This window comes from Buchnera aphidicola (Macrosiphoniella sanborni), assembly GCF_005080885.1.
GTDB lineage: Bacteria > Pseudomonadota > Gammaproteobacteria > Enterobacterales > Enterobacteriaceae > Buchnera > Buchnera aphidicola_AU.
The window spans coordinates 209,642-228,343 of the sequence record NZ_CP034864.1 but is presented as its reverse complement, the minus strand read 5'-3'; the positions used below and the strand labels follow the sequence as shown (position 1 = coordinate 228,343).

Here is an 18,702-nt window from a genome sequence, read left to right as displayed (position 1 = left end):
TTAAATTAATAAAAGATCAAAATATGCATATAAAAAATATAAAAGATATAAATTTTTTCATCACTGATAAAAATAATAAAAATATTCATTTCATTGGTATCAGCGGTTCAGGTATGTCAGGAATTGCTTTAATTTTACTAAAACTAGGACATAAAATTAGTGGTTCTGATCTACTGAAAAACAGTATGACAAAAAAATTAATTGATTTAGGAGCAAAAATATATTTTCAACATTCCGAAAAAAATATTCAAAATATTGATTTTATTATTAAATCTAGCGCTATTTTATCACATAATCAAGAAATTATTTATGCTAAAAAAAACAATATTCCTATATTATTAAGAGCAGAAATGCTTGAAATATTAATGAAATTTAAATATGGCATTGCAATTTCTGGCACACATGGTAAAACTACTACTACTTCAATGATTACAGATATTTTTATTGAAAATAATCTAGATCCAACAATAATTAACGGTGGCTTAATAAAATCAATTAGCTCTCATGCAAGATTAGGACATTCTCGTTATTTTATTGTAGAAGCTGATGAAAGTGATGCTTCATTTTTATATTTAAATCCTAAAATAGGAATTATTACTAATATTGAATCTGATCATATGAATCATTATGATAATAATTTTATAAAATTAAAACAAACATTTTTAACTTTTTTACAAAAAATTTCATTAGATGGAACAGCCATTGTATGTATAGATAATGATGCTATTTGTGATATATTACCAAATATTAAATGCAAAATACTTACATATGGATTTAATAAAAATGCCGATTTTTGCATCTGTTCTTATAAGCAAGATGCTTTTATTGGGAGTTTTCAAATAATCATAAAAAATCAAATTAAATTAAATATAACATTAAATATTCCTGGAAAACATAATGCATTAAATGCAACAGCTGCTGTTGCTCTAGCCCTTAACGAAAAAATAACACATTGTAATATAATTTCGTCTTTAAAAAATTTTCAAGGTACATCCAGAAGATTTGAATTCTTAGGAAAATATTTAATTCAAAAAAACATTATCAATAATCAAAAAACTATGTTGATAGATGACTATGGACATCATCCGACAGAATTATTAGAAACTATCAATACAATAAGAACTGGATGGCCCAATAAGAATTTAATAATGATATTTCAACCTCATAGATATACAAGAACTCATAATTTATATTATGATTTTGTTAAAATTTTATCTCAAGTCGATGTATTATTAATATTAAATGTATATTCTGCAAATGAAAAATATATTCTTGGAGCAGATAGTTTTTCACTTTACAATGAAATTAAAAAATACAAAAAAAAATATGTTAATTTTATTACTGATAATAATCTAATATTAGATACGCTTATTCCTAGATTAACTGGTAATGATATTATTTTAATACAGGGAGCAGGAAATATAGATCAAATAATAAAAAAATATTTATTTCAAAAATAAAAAAGTGATAAAATGAACAAAAAAATAGCAGTTTTATTAGGTGGCACATCTCCCGAAAGAAAAATTTCTATTAAATCAGGATATGCTATTCTAAACAGTTTATTAAAATCAAAATTAAATGCTTATCCAATTGATATTCGTGATAATTCTATTATGGAATTAAGAGAAAAAGGATTTGATACAGCATATATTTCATTACATGGAAAAGGTGGAGAAGATGGTAGTATACAAGGGGTTCTTCAATATTTAAATATACCTTACACAGGTAGTGGAATTATGGCTTCTTCAATCTCTATAGATAAGTTTAGAACTAAATTATTATGGAAATCTTGTGGTCTTTTAATAGCACCTGATATTTATATTTCAAAAAAAAAAAATATTGATTGTTTATATTCTCGCATAAAAAAAAAAATATTACAATTAGGATTGCCAGTTTTAATTAAACCTAATCAACAAGGTTCAAGTATTGGCATAACAGTAATTTCTTCTATTGAACAACTTTATGATTCTATCAAGATAGCATTTAATTATGATGATCATATTCTAATTGAAAAATTTATTAAAGGACAAGAATATACTGTATCTATTTTAGGAGAAGAAGTTTTACCTCCTATTCATATTTCTACTAAAAATTCATTTTATGACTACCATGCGAAATATATATCTTCTTCTACTAAATATTCATGTCCAAGTGGATTAAATATAATTCAAGAAAAAAAAATAAAAAAAATAGCGATGATTGCTTGGAAAACATTAGGATGTAGTGGTTGTGGAAGAATTGATTTCATATTAGATCATAAAAATCGATTTTGGTTATTAGAAATTAATACTATACCCGGCATGACAAATAGAAGTTTAACTCCTATTGCTGCAAAAGCATTTGGGATATCATTTGATGAATTAGTATTATCAATTTTAAATATGAATAATAAAAATTTAAAATAGATAAAATCTATATAACATCAAACATGATTTTTAAAATATTTTTATCTTAATTTTATACATTTCATATAATTATAAAAATACAATTTATCAATTAAACATAGTATGAATATTAAAAAATAGTTTTTTTTAAAAAAAACTAAAAAAAGTATAGGTCAGGGAATAATGATCATATCACAAGATAAAAAATTAGTAGTTGGATTAGAAATTGGTACTAATAAAGTAGTAACTTTAGTAGGAGAAATATTAATAGATGAAAAAATTAAAATTATTGGATTTGGAACTTGTGTATCTAAGGGGATAGATAAAGGAAAAATTAATAATTTAGATGCAATTATTACATGCATACAAGAATCTATTAATCAAGCTGAAAAAATGGCAGATTGTCATATTACTTCTGTATATTTATCTTTATCTAATGAATATATCAATTGTCAAAATGAAATAGGAATTGTTCCACTTACAGACGAAGTGACACAAGAAGATCTAGAAAATGCTATACATATTGCAAAATCTGTTCAAATTTTAAATGAACATCACATCTTACATGTAATACCACAAGAATATTCTATTGATCAACAATCTGGCATAAAAAATCCATTAGGACTATCTGGAATACGCATGCAAGTCACAGTCCATTTAATTACTTGCCATAAAAATACAATAAAAAACATTGTTAAAGCTGTAGAAAAATGTGATTTACAAGTAGATCAAGTTATTTTCTCAGGTTTAGCTTCAAGTAAAGCTGTTTTAACTGAAGAAGAATGTAAACTCGGTGTATGTATGATTGATATAGGGGGAGGGACAATAGATTTTAATATTTATATTGATGGTGCTATACAACATAGTCAAGTTATTCCATATGCAGGAAATATTGTTACTAGTGATATTGCTTATGCTTTTAGAACCTCTCATCATGATGCAGAAATTATAAAAATTAAATATGGATCTGCAATTAAATCATCTTTAGGATCTTCAAAAAATATTGATTTTTCTAATATCAATAATAATTTTACAGACACTTTACAACAAGATGCATTAATAGAAGTTATTGAATCAAGATATGTTGAACTACTATCTTTAATAAAAGATTCTATTCTTAATATGCAAAAACAACTTTATCAAAGAGGAAAAAAATATGAATTATTAAGTGGTATCGTTCTTACAGGAGGTGGATCAAATATTACATGTTTAACTGAGTGTGCAGAAAAAATTTTTCATAAAAAAGTAAGACTTGCTAAACCTTTACATCTTTCTGGATTAATAGAAAATATCATTGAACCACATTATGCAACAGCAGCAGGTTTGTTACATTATGCTAAAGAATGTTACATAAATGCTGATGAGAAAAAACGAGACAATTCTTTTATTGACAGAGTTTTTAAAAAAATTAATGATTGGATTCAAACAGAATTTTAAAATATAGCATACTCAAAAATTTATAAAATAAAATATAGATATATAATGGAAAAACATCATGTTTGAACCTACAGAATTAAGTAATAATGCGATTATTAAAGTGATTGGAGTTGGAGGTGGTGGTGGAAATGCAGTAGAACATATGGTTAGAGAACGCATTGAAGGAGTAGAATTTTTTGCAATTAATACAGATGCACAAGCATTAAGAAAAATAGAAGTAGGACAAACAATACAAATAGGTAATAATGTTACTAAAGGATTAGGGGCTGGAGCTAATCCTGAAATCGGACGTACATCAGCAGAAGAAGATAAAGAATTATTAAAATCTGCTTTAGATGGTTCTGATATGGTATTTATCGCAGCTGGTATGGGAGGTGGAACTGGTACTGGGGCAGCTCCTGTTGTAGCAGAAATAGCAAAAGAATTAGGAATTTTGACTGTAGCAGTCGTAACTAAACCTTTTAATTTTGAAGGAAAAAAAAGAATGATTGTAGCAGAACAGGGTGTAATTGAATTATCAAAATATGTAGATTCTTTAATTACTATTCCTAATGATAAATTATTAAAAGTTCTTAATCGAGGGATCTCTTTACTTGATGCTTTTAGTGCCGCTAATAATGTATTAAAAGGTGCAGTACAAGGTATTGCTGAATTAATAACAAGACCTGGATTAATGAATGTAGACTTTGCTGATGTACGTACCGTTATGGTTGAAATGGGATATGCTATGATGGGAACTGGAATATCTTCTGGAGATAATCGTGCGGAAGAAGCTGCAGAAATAGCTATATCTAGTCCTTTATTAGAAGATATAGATTTATCAGGTGCTAGAGGTGTTTTAGTAAATATTACTGCTGGTTTTGATTTAAAGTTAGATGAATTTGAAACAGTAGGAAATACTATTCGATCATTTGCTTCAGATAATGCAACGGTGGTCATAGGTACTTCTTTAGATCCTGATATGAATGATACTTTACGTGTCACAGTTGTTGCTACAGGTATTGGTATGGAAAAACATTCAGATCTTAATCATATGAAAAACAAATCTTCTAGAGAAGTACTAATGGATTATCGTTATCAATATTTAAATGTTTCTCCATCTAAAATAGATAAAAAAATTATAAAAAAAGAAATAAAACATTCAGAAGATAAAATTAATAAAGAAGCAGAATATTTAGATATTCCATCTTTTCTTCGCAAAAAATCAGATTAAATTTTGTATAACGATGAATATTTTTAAAAAATATTGAATTCAATGCTGATTAATAATATTATCATTTTAATAACCTGCGCCAATAAAGACTAGATCATATATCGGCGCCAGGATCTTTTGTTATACAAAACAAATTTCTAATAATTAAATAAATATTTAATATATCATTGAAAATAAATAAAAAAATTTATATTTAAATATTTTTAAATATTTTGAGAACATAATAAATATGAAAAAATTTTCTGAAAATTCGTTACAACTTACAGAAAAAGCAATTCAAAAATTACAAAAAATCATTAAAATAAAAAATAATCATAATTTAAAATTAAGAATTTATATAAATGGTGGAGGATGCAGCGGATTTCAATATCAATTTATTTTCGATTCATCAAAAAATGATGATGATATTATAATTACACAATCAGGTGTTTCATTAATTATTGATCCTATTAGTTTACAATATTTGTATGGTGGAAAAATAGATTATCTAGAAAATTTAGAAGGTTCTAAATTTATAGTATTCAATCCTAATGCAAAAAATACATGTGGTTGTGGTTCATCATTTAGTATTTAATAATCAACAAGATATATTAATTGATAATACACAATTTTTTATAATTAATTATATACTTTATTAAAATGAAAATCGGAATTATTGGTGCTTTACAAGAAGAAATTAAAATATTTACAAAAATTATAAATCCATTTAAAACGAAAATAATTCAAGATTATCAAATTAATATTGGAAAATTTAAAAAAAGTAATATTTTTTTAATACAATCAGGAATTGGAAAAGTTTCTGCAAGCATATCAACTATGCTTCTTATTAATTTATATCAACCAGATATTATTATTAATAGTGGTTCTGCTGGAAGCTTATCAGCATCATTAAAAATTGGAGATATTATTCTTCCTAAAAACATTTGTTATTATGATGTAGATTTAACAAATTTTGGTTATTCATATGGACAAATACCTGAATATCCAAAACAATTTATAATTAACAAAAAAATATATAAATATTTTTACGAAGATTATTTTAATAATACATTAACATTGAAACAAGGACTGATTGTTAGTGGTGATTCATTTATTAATAATAATTCTGATATCAATATTTTAAAAAACAAGTTTCCTACAGCGATAGCTGTAGATATGGAGTCAGCAGCAATAGCTCAAGTTTGCTATAAGTTTGATATTCCATTAATAGTCGTCAAATCTATATCAGACTTATCAAATGAAAATGCTATATTTAATTTTAAACAAAATATATCTATTGCATCTCTACATTCTTTTAGATTTGTAAAATATATCTTAGAAAACTTAATTAAAATATAAATATTATTTAATCTATTTAATAAAAATTAGTATTCTATTAATATTTTTGATAATCTTAACTCATACAATTTTTTATAAGATGTATTATGTAAAAATATTCAATTAATATTATAATATAAAAAATACTTTTTAAAACTTAATTTTTGATAAAAATTATTATCCTTCTTATTTTTTAAATTCTAAAAATACAATCTACTATTTGATAGTATTCATATTAATAGTATTCATAATTGTTTCATTACTCCCAAAATAATCAAATTAATTATATATTATAATAGGATGTATAAATATAACCATGGCTCACGCAAAAACATGGCATGAAAAATTATATAATCATTTCGGGCAATATTTCATAATTCAAGAAATACTATATAAAAAAAAAACTGAATATCATGAAGTAATCATTTTTAAAAATTCTAGATTTGGGAAAATCATGGTAATAGATGGCATTGTACAAACAACTGAACATGATGAATTTATATATCATGAAATGCTGACTCATGTTCCTATATTTTCTCATGGTTTAGTAAAAAATGTACTAATCATAGGAGGAGGTGACGGAGGAATACTTCGAGAAGTATGCCGACATAAAGATATTAAAAATATTACTATGGTAGAAATTGATCATACTATAATTAACTTATGCCAAAAATATTTTCCAAATCATAGTTATAATGCTTATCAAGATTTACGTTTAAAATTAATAATTGATGATGGTTTGAATTTTATACGTGAAACAAAAGAAACATTTGATTTAATAATATCTGATTCTACAGATCCTATCAATTATGGAAAAAATTTATTCTCATTAGAATTTTATTGGAACTGTAAACGATGCCTCAATAAAAACGGTCTTTTTGTAGCACAAAATGGTGTTTTTTTTCTTCAAAAAGATGAAACTATTCTTACTTATAAACATTTAAAAAATATTTTTTATGACACACAATTTTATCAAGCTGCTATTCCTACTTATTATGGAGGAATTATGATGTTTGCATGGGGTACAGATAATATAAAATTACGTAAAAAAAATATACAAGACATACAATTATCTATTAATAATACAAAATTAAATTTTAATTACTATAATGCTAAAATTCATATTAGTAGTTTTTATTTACCTCAATATATTATAAATGAATTAAATAAAAATTAAAATCCTTTTATAGGAGAATGATTAAATTGCAAAAACTAAAATTATATGGCTTTAATAATTTAACTAAAAGCCTAAGTTTTTGTATCTATGATATTTGCTATGCAAATACTGATGATTCGCGTAATAGTTATATTTCTTATATTGATGAACAGTATAATTCCATTCGGTTAACTAATATTTTAAAAAAAACCTGCTCAATTATTGGTGCTAATATTTTAAATATATTTCATCAAGATTATGAACCTCAGGGAGCCAGTGTAACGATTTCAGTATCAGAAGAACCGATGAGGAAAAATACAAAAAAAATCAATATTTTAAATAATACATTTACATCATCTTCTGTAATTGCTCATTTAGATAAAAGTCATATTTGTGTGCATACATATCCAGAAAGTCATCCTCAAAATGGAATTTGTACTTTTCGAGCTGATATTGAAGTTTCAACATGTGGTGTTATATCACCTCTCAATGCACTAAATTATCTTATACATCAATTAGAATCAGATATTGTCACTATTGAATATCGTATAAGAGGGTTTACTCGAGATATTAATGGTAAAAAACATTTTATTGATCATAAAATTAGTTCTATTCAAAATTTTATGTCTCATCATATAAAATCAACTTATGAAATGTTTGATGTAAATATGTATCAAGAAAATATTTTTCATACTCGAATGCTATTAAAAGATTTTAATTTAAAAAATTATTTATTTAACATTCATTTAGAAGATTTAGAAAAAGAAAAATACTCTCATGTTGTTAATCTACTATTAAGAGAGATGCGAGAAATATATTATGGTAGAAATATATCAAAATCAGATTTAATCCATAAAAATACAATTAAAAATCTTTCAAAAATCAATTGTTAAAAATAAAATTTTTTTTAAACAACAAAAAGATTATAGAAATGATATTTCTATAATCTTTTTTTCTTTAGAAACATATCTCACTATCTGTTAACATTTAATACATCTGTTGCTGTTCCTTGAAAAATTTCTGCAGATAAACCAATGGATTCATATAAAGTAGGATGAGCATGAATAGTTAATGCAATATCTTCAGCATCGCACCCCATTTCAATAGCAAGTCCTACTTCTCCAATTAATTCACCAGCATTTGTTCCTATAATAGATCCTCCAATAATTTTATTATTTCTTTTATTAAAAAGTAATTTTGTTAAACCCATAGTACAATTTGAAGCCATAGCTCTTCCTGATGCATTCCAGGGAAAAGTAGAGACAGAATAATCTATATTTTCTTTTTTAGCTTGTTTTTCATTTAATCCAACCCAAGCAACTTCAGGTTCAGTATATGCTATTGATGGAATAACTGTTGGTTCAAAATAATGCTTTTGACCAGAAATAACTTCAGCTGCAATACGCCCTTCATGAACACCTTTATGAGCTAACATAGGAAAACCAGTTACATCACCTACCGCATAAATATAAGGTATATTTGTTTGCAATTGATTATTCACTTCAATAAAACCAAAATTATTAATTTTTAGTCCAATTTTATCTAAACCTAATTTGTCAATATTAGGAGTTCTTCCTACAGCAACTAAGATATTATCATAAAATATATTTTTTTGATCAACACCATCTCGTACTATGTTTACAATCAGACTAGATTGTTCTAATTTAATTTTTTCTATATGAGTATTTAGCATTAAATTAAATCTTTTATTAATAGATTTGATATATGCGTTAGAAATATCTTCATCTACTGCAGGAAGAAAATGATTAAATCGATCAATAATATCAACATTTGAACCTAATGCGCTATATATTGTTGCCATTTCTAAACCAATAATACCTGCACCTATAATCAAAAAACGATTTGGTATATTTTTTAATGATAAAGCATCACTTGAATCCCAAATCCTCGTATCGTTATATGGTATTGAAGGAATTTTTGTGGGTTTAGAACCTGTTGCAATAACAGCATAATCAAAAAAAATAGTTAATTTATCTTCTTTATTATTCACATAAATACTTTTATCAGTATTGAAAATAGCATCTCCTTGAAAAATTCTTATTTTTCTTTTATCTCTCATCTGAGATAAACCATGAGTTAATTTATTAATAATTTTTTCTTTCCAAATTTTTATTTTTTTAATATCGATTACTGGTGTATTAAAAATAACACCGGATTCATATAATTCTTTTGCTTCTTTAATAACTTTAGCTATATGTAATAACGTTTTTGAAGGAATACAACCCACATTTAAACACACTCCTCCTAATTTATTATAACGCTCTATTAAAACAGTATCTAAACCTAAATCTGCACAACGAAAAGCTGCAGAATACCCTGCAGGTCCAGATCCAATAATTACTACTTGAGCATGAATTTTTTCATTCATTACAACCTCACGTATAGTATATTTGAATTAAAAAACATTTTAATAAAACAAATATGAAAATTACATAATCAAAAAATGTATATCAGATAATATTTTTCCAATAAATGTAAGAAATCGAGCTGCAATAGCTCCATTAATTACACGATGATCATAAGATAAAGATAGAGGTAACATTAAAGATGGAATAAATTGTTTTCCGTCCCATAATGGTTTTGTCTGAATTTTAGATACCCCAAGAATAGCAACTTCAGGAGCATTAATTATTGGAGAAAACCAACTGCCTCCAATACCTCCTAAATTAGAGATTGTAAAACATCCATCTGTCATATCTGTAGCATGTAATTGTTTATTTTTTGCTTTTTCTAAAAGTAATCTTAACTCATTGGATAATTGCTTAACATTTTTTTTATTAGTATCTTTTAATACAGGTACATACAACTCATTATCAATATCTACAGCTATGCCAATATTAATATATTTTTTTAAAATAATTTTTTTATTATGTGCAGTTAAAAAACTATTGAAAATAGGAAATTTTTCTAATGCATATGATACTACTTTAATCACAAAAATTAACATAGTAATATTATTACCTATTTTTTTTTGTATTTTTCTTGTATTATTATATTTTTTACGAAATTCTTCTAATAAAGTAACATTTACTTCATCAAATTGTGTAACATGAGGTATATTAATCCAATTTTGATGAAGATTATAACCCACTGTTTTTTGCATGTTACTTAACTTTAACTCTTTTATTTCAGATTCATTAACAATATTTAAATGATTTTGATTATTTTGTGTAACAAGAGTGTTTTTATATAGTTCTAAATCTTCTTTTAAAATACGTTTTTTAGGACCTGTTCCTACCACTTCACATAAATTAATATTTAAATTTCTAGCTAAACGTCTGATCACTGGAGTTGCATGAAAAATATTATCTTTTTTAACATTTTTTGGAAAATCTGAATATTTTGGATTGTATGAAACACTTTTTTCTAGATGATGATTATCATCTATTTTATTATTGTCTATTTCAGATAAAGGAGTAGTTAAACTATCCACCTTAAATATCATTATACAAGAATCAGTTTTTACTTTATCACCAATTTTTATATGAATTTTTTTTACAATACCTGAAATAGGAGACGGTATTTCCATAGAAGTTTTATCTCCTTCTACAGTAATTAAACCTTGTTCTAATGCAACATATTCATTAATATGAACAAGTATCTCCGTTACTTCTAACTCATCTAAGCCAATATCAGGAACTTTTACTTCTATATCCACTAGTGTGACACCTCTTAAGCTAAACGCGGATTAATTTTATCAGGATTAATGTTAAATTTAATAATCGCATCTTCTACTACCTTTATCTTAATCTGTTTTATTTTAGCTAACAAATTTAAAGCAGCTATAACTATGTAATGTACACTTACTTCAAAATGAATACGTAATTTATCACGACTGTCTGAACGACCAAAACCATCTGTTCCTAAAACATGATATTCTTTTGAAGGAATATAATGACGAATTTGTTCAGCATACAATTTCATATAATCAGTTGCTGCGACAGTCGGATATGTGTTCATTACTGTTTTAACATATGCTATTTTATTTTTTTCATTAGGATGTAACATATTCCATCGTTCACAATCTTGTCCATTTCTAGCTAATTCTGTAAAAGAAGTTACACTATATATATCTATTGTAATAGAATAATCTCTATATAAAATTTCTGCAGCTGCACAAACAGAATGCAAAATTGCACCAGATCCTATTAATTGAATTTTTAATTCAGTAGTACTATATAAAGTTTTTAATTTATAAATACCTTTACAAATACCTTCTTCTGCACCTATAGGCATAGCTGGCATATAAAAATTTTCATTAATAGTAGTAATATAATAATATATGTTTTCTTGACTAGGCCCATACATTCGTTTTAATCCATCTTGTATAATTACAGCAATTTCATAAGAAAATGCAGGATCATAAGATATACAATTAGGAATAGTCAAAGATTGTATATGACTATGACCATCTTCATGTTGTAATCCCTCACCATTTAAAGTGGTTCTTCCAGAAGTTCCTCCAATCAAAAACCCTCTTGCTTGTTGATCTCCAGCTGCCCAAAATAAATCTCCTATTCTTTGAAAACCAAATATTGAATAATAAATATAAAATGGAATCATAGGAAAATTATTAGTACTATAAGAAGTCGCTGCAGCTAACCAAGATGAAGCTGCACCTAATTCATTAATTCCTTCTTGTAAAATTTGCCCTTTTTGTTCTTCTTTATAATATGCTAATTGTCCTTGATCTTGAGGAATATATTTTTGACCATGAGGACTATAAATGCCTATTTTACGAAATAAACCTTCCATTCCAAATGTACGTGCTTCATCAGCAATTATTGGTACTATTAAATTTTTTAAGGAATTATTTTTTAAAATAATATTTAAAATACGAATAAAAGCTATAGTTGTAGAAATTTCTTTTTTTTGTTCTTCTAACAATACTTTAAATTCTGTTAATTCTGGAATAACTATTTTTTTAGTGAATTTAGATAAACGATAAGGAACATAACCACCTAGTTTTCTTCGTTGAGCATGTATATAAGAATATTCTTTAGAATTTTTTTTAAAAGTAATATATGGTAACTTATTAATATCATTATTAGATATAGGAATATTAAAACGATCTCGAATATACATTATTCCTTCTAAATTTATTTTTTTTATTTGGTGAGCAATATTTTGGCCTTCTGCGGCAATTCCCATGCCATAACCTTTCACAGTATGTGCTAAAATAACTGTTGGTTTATTTTGTGTCTCTTTAGCTTGTTTTAAAGCATTAAATATTTTTTTAGGGTCGTGTCCTCCTCTATTTAATTGCCATATTTCTTCATCAGTCATATCTTTTACTAATTCATATGTTTCTTTATATCTTCCAAAAAAATATTTACGAACATATGCTCCATTTCTAGATTTAAAAGTCTGATAGTCACCATCAACAGTTTCATTCATTAATTGAATTAATTTACCTGTGGTGTCTTTTTTAAATAAAATATCCCAATTACTTCCCCAGATTACTTTTATTACTTTCCATCCAGCACCGTAAAAAAAACTTTCTAATTCATTTATAATTTTCCCATTACCAACTACAGGTCCATCTAATCTTTGTAAATTGCAATTAATAATAAATATTAAATTATCTAATTTTTCACGTACTGCTATAGAAATAGCCCCTTTGGATTCTGGTTCATCCATCTCACCATCACCTAAAAAAGCATAAACTGTTTGTCGTTCAGTATTTTTTAACTGACGATGTTTTAAATATTTTAAAAACCTTGCTTGATATATAGCACAAATAGGTCCTAAACCCATTGATACAGTAGGAAATTGCCAAAAATTTGGCATTAATTTAGGATGGGGATAAGATGATAAACCTTTTCCATCAACTTCTTGTCTAAAATTATCTAGTTGTTCTTTTGATAATCGTCCTTCTAAAAAAGCACGAGCGTAAATTCCAGGAGAAATATGACCTTGAAAATAAACTAAATCCCCTCCATTTTCACAATTACTAGATTGAAAAAAATGATTAAAACATACTTCATATATTGTTGCAGACGATTGAAAAGATGATAAATGGCCACCTAATTCTAAATTTTTTTTTGATGCACGTAATACCATCATGATAGCATTCCACCGAATTGCTGCACGTATACGTTTTTCTAAAATAAGATTGCCAGGATATTCATATTCATCGTTACTACAAATAGTATTAATATAATCACTAGTAAAAAATAATCTAAAAAATTTTACTTTGTTTATCTTAGATTTTTTTAATATTTGTTCTATTAAAAAATGAGCTCTTTCATAACCTTCTTCACGGATAACAGATTCAATAGCTTGCACCCAATCATTAGTTTCAATTGGATCCACGTCATGATATAAATTTTCTGACATGGTATAAATTCCTTATACATTATATGTGTTTTACATTTAAATTATTTTAATCTAAAAAACACCAATAAAATTAATTATATATAAATATAGTTAATGTTATTGATGCTTAAAATATAAAATATTTTCTAAAAATATTCATCCAATTTTAAAAATATTAAAAATATAATTTTCTTGTTTATTAACCTGTATAAATTCTATCTTATAAATTTATTTTTAATGATTTTGCTTCAATATTGAGACGTCAATATTAATATAAAAAAACTGATTTTTCTTGAAGTCATGTATAATAATATTATAAATTTTTCTCAGAAAAGATATTTTAAATTCTTTTTAGATATAGAATATTCTTAAATTTTATTAAAATAGCGTTATGTTACAGAAACCAAATTAATACTATAAAATAGTAGATATATTTTAGATATTGCTTTTATTATTTCCCTGTGTATTCTTTATTTAAAGATTAAATTTTCTTGAACATAAACAATAATAAAATCAGTCTTTTCTTAAAATCATTTCGACATGTGCCTAGATGTAGTAGATGTTCTATTACAAATAATTAATTTATCTTATGAATAACTTTATTTAGATATGTTATTATATCTGAACAATAAAAATAACAAATATCAGTTTTATCAATATATTATATATAGTAGTATATACTTACCTAAAACTAATTTTGAATTCAACTGTATTAGATGTAGAAAACATCTATTCTATACTTATTTCTTTAGTAACAATATGTTCTATAAATAATTTTATCTAAAAAATAATTGTTTATTTTTTAAAAAGATATAAAATATCTAAAATAACTATTTAAATCATTAATATTAAATATAAATGTTGTATCTTATTTAAAAAATCATAAAATAATCTTTTTAGCTTTTAAATAATCTTCATTAGATATTTTATTAAGATAATTAAACAATTTAATATGTTATCAAAAAGTCTACTTATAAAATCTTTACAATTTTTAAAAAAATATTTATAAATATCTGTTAATATTTTAAATTTTTATCAAACTTTCACTATTGCAAAAATACTTATTATATTTATATATCTTAAATAAAAAGCGTTTCTGACTAAAGATCAGAAAATATTTTTAAGAGAAAATAATCTATAAAATTCACTTATACTAACATTTTTAACGTAAAATATTTTATTAAGATTTAAAAATCTTTAAAACCTAATTTAATATCTTTTTTAATACATATAAAATTATCATCTGTATTCTAATATAAAATATTACAAAATTAATATATTATGACTTATATTGTAGCACTTACTGGAGGTATTGGTAGTGGAAAAACTACTGTCTCTAATTGTTTTAAAAAAATAGGTGTCAATATTATTGATACTGATGTGATTGCAAAAAATATTGTAGAACGTAATTTAAAAGTAGTATATTCTATTAAAAAAAAAATTGGTAAAAAAGTATTAAATGTAAATAATTCAATTAATCGATATTTACTTAGAAAACATATTTTAAATAATAAAAATGATCGTTTATGGTTAGAAAATTTATTACATCCTAAAATTTATCAAGAAACCAAAAATCAAATATACAATATAAAATCACATTGGTGTTTATGGGTCGTTCCGTTACTTATTGAAAAAAATTTAGAAAAACAAGCTAATAGAATCCTTTTAGTAGATGCACCTGTTAAAAAACAAATTACACGTATTATTAAAAGAGATAATATTAATATTTTAGAAGCAAAAAAAATTATTGCATTACAAACTACTAGAAAAAAAAGAATATCTATTTCTGATGATATTATTTTTAATAATTATAACTATAGAAAAATTCAATTATATGTTAATTATTTGAATTTATTTTATTTATATTTATCAAAACAACATCAAAAAAAAAATATAATTAAAAAAAATTATCTAACAAAATTTTATTGATATTAAGTATATTTAATATCATAATCATTTTTAAAAAATTATTTGTATTTTGATAATTTTGAAAATTTTTAGTAGAATTTATGATGTTGTTATTTTAAAGATAAAAAATTAGAAAACTTAAAATTACATATGTACTTTATGATATAATATAAAAATAATTATTTAAAAATCAAAAATTACTTTTTATTTTATTTTTAATAATAGTTAAGTTATATAATTATATTTTACAAAAATATAATTTTTTTACTAATTTAAAATAAAAATGATTACAGATATATTATTTTACAATCTTCCATGACAATGCTTATATTTTTTACCTGAACCACAAATACATATTGCATTTCGACTAATTTTTATATTATCTAAAAAATCTTTAAAATATTTACTTGGATAAAGATATTTTTTTGCATGAAATAAATCAATTTTACTCAAAAATAATACTACTTCATTTTTTAATAATTCTAACATGTTCGAAAACATATTAAAAGATTCTCTTTTATATTCCTGTTTAGGATCTTTTTGTGCATAACCTCTTAAATGAATGCCTTGTCTTAAATATTCTATTGCTGATAAATGTTCTTTCCAAAGCGTATCTAATGTTTGTAACATAATAGTTTTTTCTATGATACGCATATTATTTAAACCAATGATTGTTTCTTTTTTTTCATATTGTTTTTGTGCAATATCAATTATTTTTATCACCAACTCTATATCATTTAAATTAGGTTGTATATTCAACCACTCTAAAATATTTATTTTTAAATGAAAATTAGTGTTTAATATATTTTCTAATTCAATAATCTTCCATTTTTCTTTAGAAGTATTATTTGGTATATATACAGAAATATTTTTTTTTAAAACATCTTCAAAAATATCATGTATCATAATTTTTATATCTTTACTATCAATTAATTTATTACGTTGAGCGTAAATAACACGACGTTGTTGATTAATGACATCATCATATTCTAATAATTGTTTTCTAATATCAAAATTACGATTTTCTACTTTTTTTTGTGCATTTTCTATAGCTTTAGTTATCCATGGATGTTCAATAGATTCATTAAAAGATAATCCTAATTTTTTCATCATATTTATAATTTTATCAGATGCAAAAATGCGCATTAATGGATCTTCCATAGAAAGATAAAAACGAGACGAACCACTATCTCCTTGACGACCAGACCGACCTCTTAACTGATTATCAATACGCCGTGATTCATGACGTTCTGTGCCAATGATATGTAATCCCCCAATAGAAATAACAAAATCATGTTCTCTCTGCCATTTTCTTTTAATATTTTCAAGCTCTTGTAGTGAAAGTTTTTTATTTTTATTTAATTGCACCTCTAAATTACCACCAAGAACTATATCTGTACCTCGACCAGCCATATTAGTAGCAATAGTAATAGAATTAGATTTTCCTGCTTGTGCTATAATCTCTGCTTCTTTAGCATGAAATTTAGCATTTAAAACATTATGATGAATATTTAATTTTAATAATTCCCTAGAGATAATTTCTGATTTTTCAATAGAAACTGTACCTACTAATACAGGTTGTTTTAAAGAAAAGCATCTTTTTATATCTTTAATAATAGCATTATTTTTTTCTTTTTCAGTAATAAATACTAAATCAGGTAAATCTTTTCGTATCATTTTTTTATTTGTAGGTATTACAATTGTATCAAGATTATAAATAGTATTGAATTCAAAAGATTCAGTTTCAGCTGTTCCTGTCATACCTGCTATTTTCTTATATAAACGAAAATAATTTTGGAATGTTATTGATGCTAAAGTTTGATTTTCATTTTTAATAGGCACATTTTCTTTAGCTTCTATTGCTTGATGTAATCCATCTGACCATCTCCGTCCAGGAACAGCACGACCAGTATGTTCATCTACGATGATTACATTATTATCTTTTACAAGATAATCAACATTACGCATAAATAATTTGTGAGCACGTAGTGCAGCTAAAACATGATGCATTAATATAATATTATTAGATGAATATAATGATTCTCCTATTTTCATTAATTTTTTATCAAATAAAAAATTTTCAACTGTAATTAATCCTCGTTCTGTTAAATGTACTTGTTTTGATTTCTCATCAACAACAAAATGACCTATCCCATGAAACATATCTGAATCTTCTTTTGTTTGAGCAATTAGATGAGGAACAATTGTATTAATTTCCTGATATAGCTCAGAACTATCTTCTGCAGGTCCCGAAATAATTAAAGGTGTTCTAGCTTCATCTATTAAAATAGAATCAACTTCATCTACTAATGCATAATTTAATTCTCTTTGTACTCTTTCTTCAGGAAAGAAAACCATATTATCACGCAAATAATCAAATCCATATTCATTGTTAGTACCATATGTAATATCAGATAAATAAGCATCTCTTTTTAAACTAGCAGACATATCTGATAGATTTAAACCTACTTTCAAACCAAGAAATTTAAATAAAGGAGTATTTTGTTCGGCATCTCTACGAGCTAAATAATCATTCATAGTTACTATGTGTACACCTTTTCCAGTTAATGCATTTAAATAAGCTGGTAGTGTAGAAGTTAAGGTTTTTCCTTCACCTGTTCGCATTTCCGCAACACATTGTTTATTTAAAACAATACCTCCTAATATTTGTACATCAAAATGTCTCATATTAAAAACGCGTTTACTTGCCTCTCGAACTGTAGCAAAAGCTTCAGGTAATATATTATCTAAAGTTTCTCCTTTTTTTAATCTTAATCGTAATATATCTGTTTGTAATTGTAATTTTTTATCTGATAATTTTTCAAAATCTTTTTCTAATTGATTAATAGAATATACTATTTTTTTAAATTTTTTTAGTATACGATTATTGCGATTGCTAAATATTTTATTGAAAAATTTAATTAACATACTATAAATTCTCATATTTA

The 18,702-nt window shown here is 24.6% G+C and carries 13 protein-coding genes; 9 read left to right on the top strand and 4 right to left on the bottom strand.

The window, feature by feature from the left end; genetic code table 11:
- Nucleotides 1-23 precede the first annotated feature (23 nt).
- The 8 genes from murC to speD all read left to right on the top strand — a co-directional run bounded on the left by murC (nucleotide 24) and on the right by speD (nucleotide 8,400).
- Nucleotides 24-1,460 (top strand): UDP-N-acetylmuramate--L-alanine ligase, encoded by a 1,437-nt coding sequence (gene murC / locus D9V74_RS01000; RefSeq protein ID WP_158362461.1) that lies wholly within the window; start codon nucleotides 24-26, stop codon nucleotides 1,458-1,460.
- A gap of 12 nt (nucleotides 1,461-1,472) precedes the next feature.
- Nucleotides 1,473-2,405 (top strand): D-alanine--D-alanine ligase, encoded by a 933-nt coding sequence (locus tag D9V74_RS00995; RefSeq protein WP_158362460.1) that lies wholly within the window; start codon nucleotides 1,473-1,475, stop codon nucleotides 2,403-2,405.
- 162 nt (nucleotides 2,406-2,567) lie between these two features.
- Entirely contained in the window at nucleotides 2,568-3,821 is a 1,254-nt protein-coding gene (ftsA, locus tag D9V74_RS00990) for a cell division protein FtsA (RefSeq protein ID WP_158362458.1), read from the top strand.
- A 58-nt stretch (nucleotides 3,822-3,879) separates the two neighbouring features.
- Entirely contained in the window at nucleotides 3,880-5,034 is a 1,155-nt protein-coding gene (ftsZ, locus tag D9V74_RS00985) for a cell division protein FtsZ (protein WP_158362456.1), read from the top strand.
- Between the two features lie 229 nt (nucleotides 5,035-5,263).
- Nucleotides 5,264-5,608: an iron-sulfur cluster insertion protein ErpA gene (gene erpA / locus D9V74_RS00980; protein WP_158362454.1), complete on the top strand. Its 345-nt coding sequence runs from the start codon at nucleotides 5,264-5,266 to the stop codon at nucleotides 5,606-5,608.
- 65 nt (nucleotides 5,609-5,673) lie between these two features.
- Nucleotides 5,674-6,372, top strand: a complete 699-nt coding sequence (locus D9V74_RS00975; protein ID WP_158362452.1) for a 5'-methylthioadenosine/adenosylhomocysteine nucleosidase — start codon at nucleotides 5,674-5,676, stop codon at nucleotides 6,370-6,372.
- A 295-nt stretch (nucleotides 6,373-6,667) separates the two neighbouring features.
- On the top strand, nucleotides 6,668-7,528 hold the full coding sequence (gene speE / locus D9V74_RS00970; RefSeq protein WP_158362450.1) for a polyamine aminopropyltransferase: 861 nt from the start codon (nucleotides 6,668-6,670) through the stop codon (nucleotides 7,526-7,528).
- A 17-nt stretch (nucleotides 7,529-7,545) separates the two neighbouring features.
- Nucleotides 7,546-8,400, top strand: coding sequence for an adenosylmethionine decarboxylase (gene speD / locus D9V74_RS00965; protein ID WP_158362448.1), 855 nt, complete (start codon nucleotides 7,546-7,548; stop codon nucleotides 8,398-8,400).
- Between the two features lie 80 nt (nucleotides 8,401-8,480).
- On the opposite strand, the gene lpdA is transcribed toward speD, so the two are convergent.
- The 3 genes from lpdA to aceE are packed head-to-tail and all read right to left on the bottom strand — an operon-like array spanning nucleotide 8,481 to nucleotide 13,867.
- Nucleotides 8,481-9,896, bottom strand: coding sequence for a dihydrolipoyl dehydrogenase (gene lpdA / locus D9V74_RS00960; RefSeq protein WP_158362446.1), 1,416 nt, complete (start codon nucleotides 9,894-9,896; stop codon nucleotides 8,481-8,483).
- A gap of 60 nt (nucleotides 9,897-9,956) precedes the next feature.
- A complete protein-coding gene (locus D9V74_RS00955) occupies nucleotides 9,957-11,186 on the bottom strand; it encodes a 2-oxo acid dehydrogenase subunit E2 (protein WP_158362444.1) in 1,230 nt (409 codons plus the stop codon).
- 14 nt (nucleotides 11,187-11,200) lie between these two features.
- On the bottom strand, nucleotides 11,201-13,867 hold the full coding sequence (gene aceE, locus D9V74_RS00950; RefSeq protein ID WP_158362443.1) for a pyruvate dehydrogenase (acetyl-transferring), homodimeric type: 2,667 nt from the start codon (nucleotides 13,865-13,867) through the stop codon (nucleotides 11,201-11,203).
- A 1,260-nt stretch (nucleotides 13,868-15,127) separates the two neighbouring features.
- On the opposite strand from aceE, the gene coaE reads away from it, so the two are divergent.
- Nucleotides 15,128-15,775 (top strand): dephospho-CoA kinase, encoded by a 648-nt coding sequence (gene coaE / locus D9V74_RS00945; protein WP_158362441.1) that lies wholly within the window; start codon nucleotides 15,128-15,130, stop codon nucleotides 15,773-15,775.
- 282 nt (nucleotides 15,776-16,057) lie between these two features.
- Here the strand turns inward: coaE and secA are convergent, their stop codons facing one another.
- Nucleotides 16,058-18,682, bottom strand: a complete 2,625-nt coding sequence (secA, locus tag D9V74_RS00940) for a preprotein translocase subunit SecA (protein WP_158362439.1) — start codon at nucleotides 18,680-18,682, stop codon at nucleotides 16,058-16,060.
- Nucleotides 18,683-18,702: the final 20 nt, after the last annotated feature.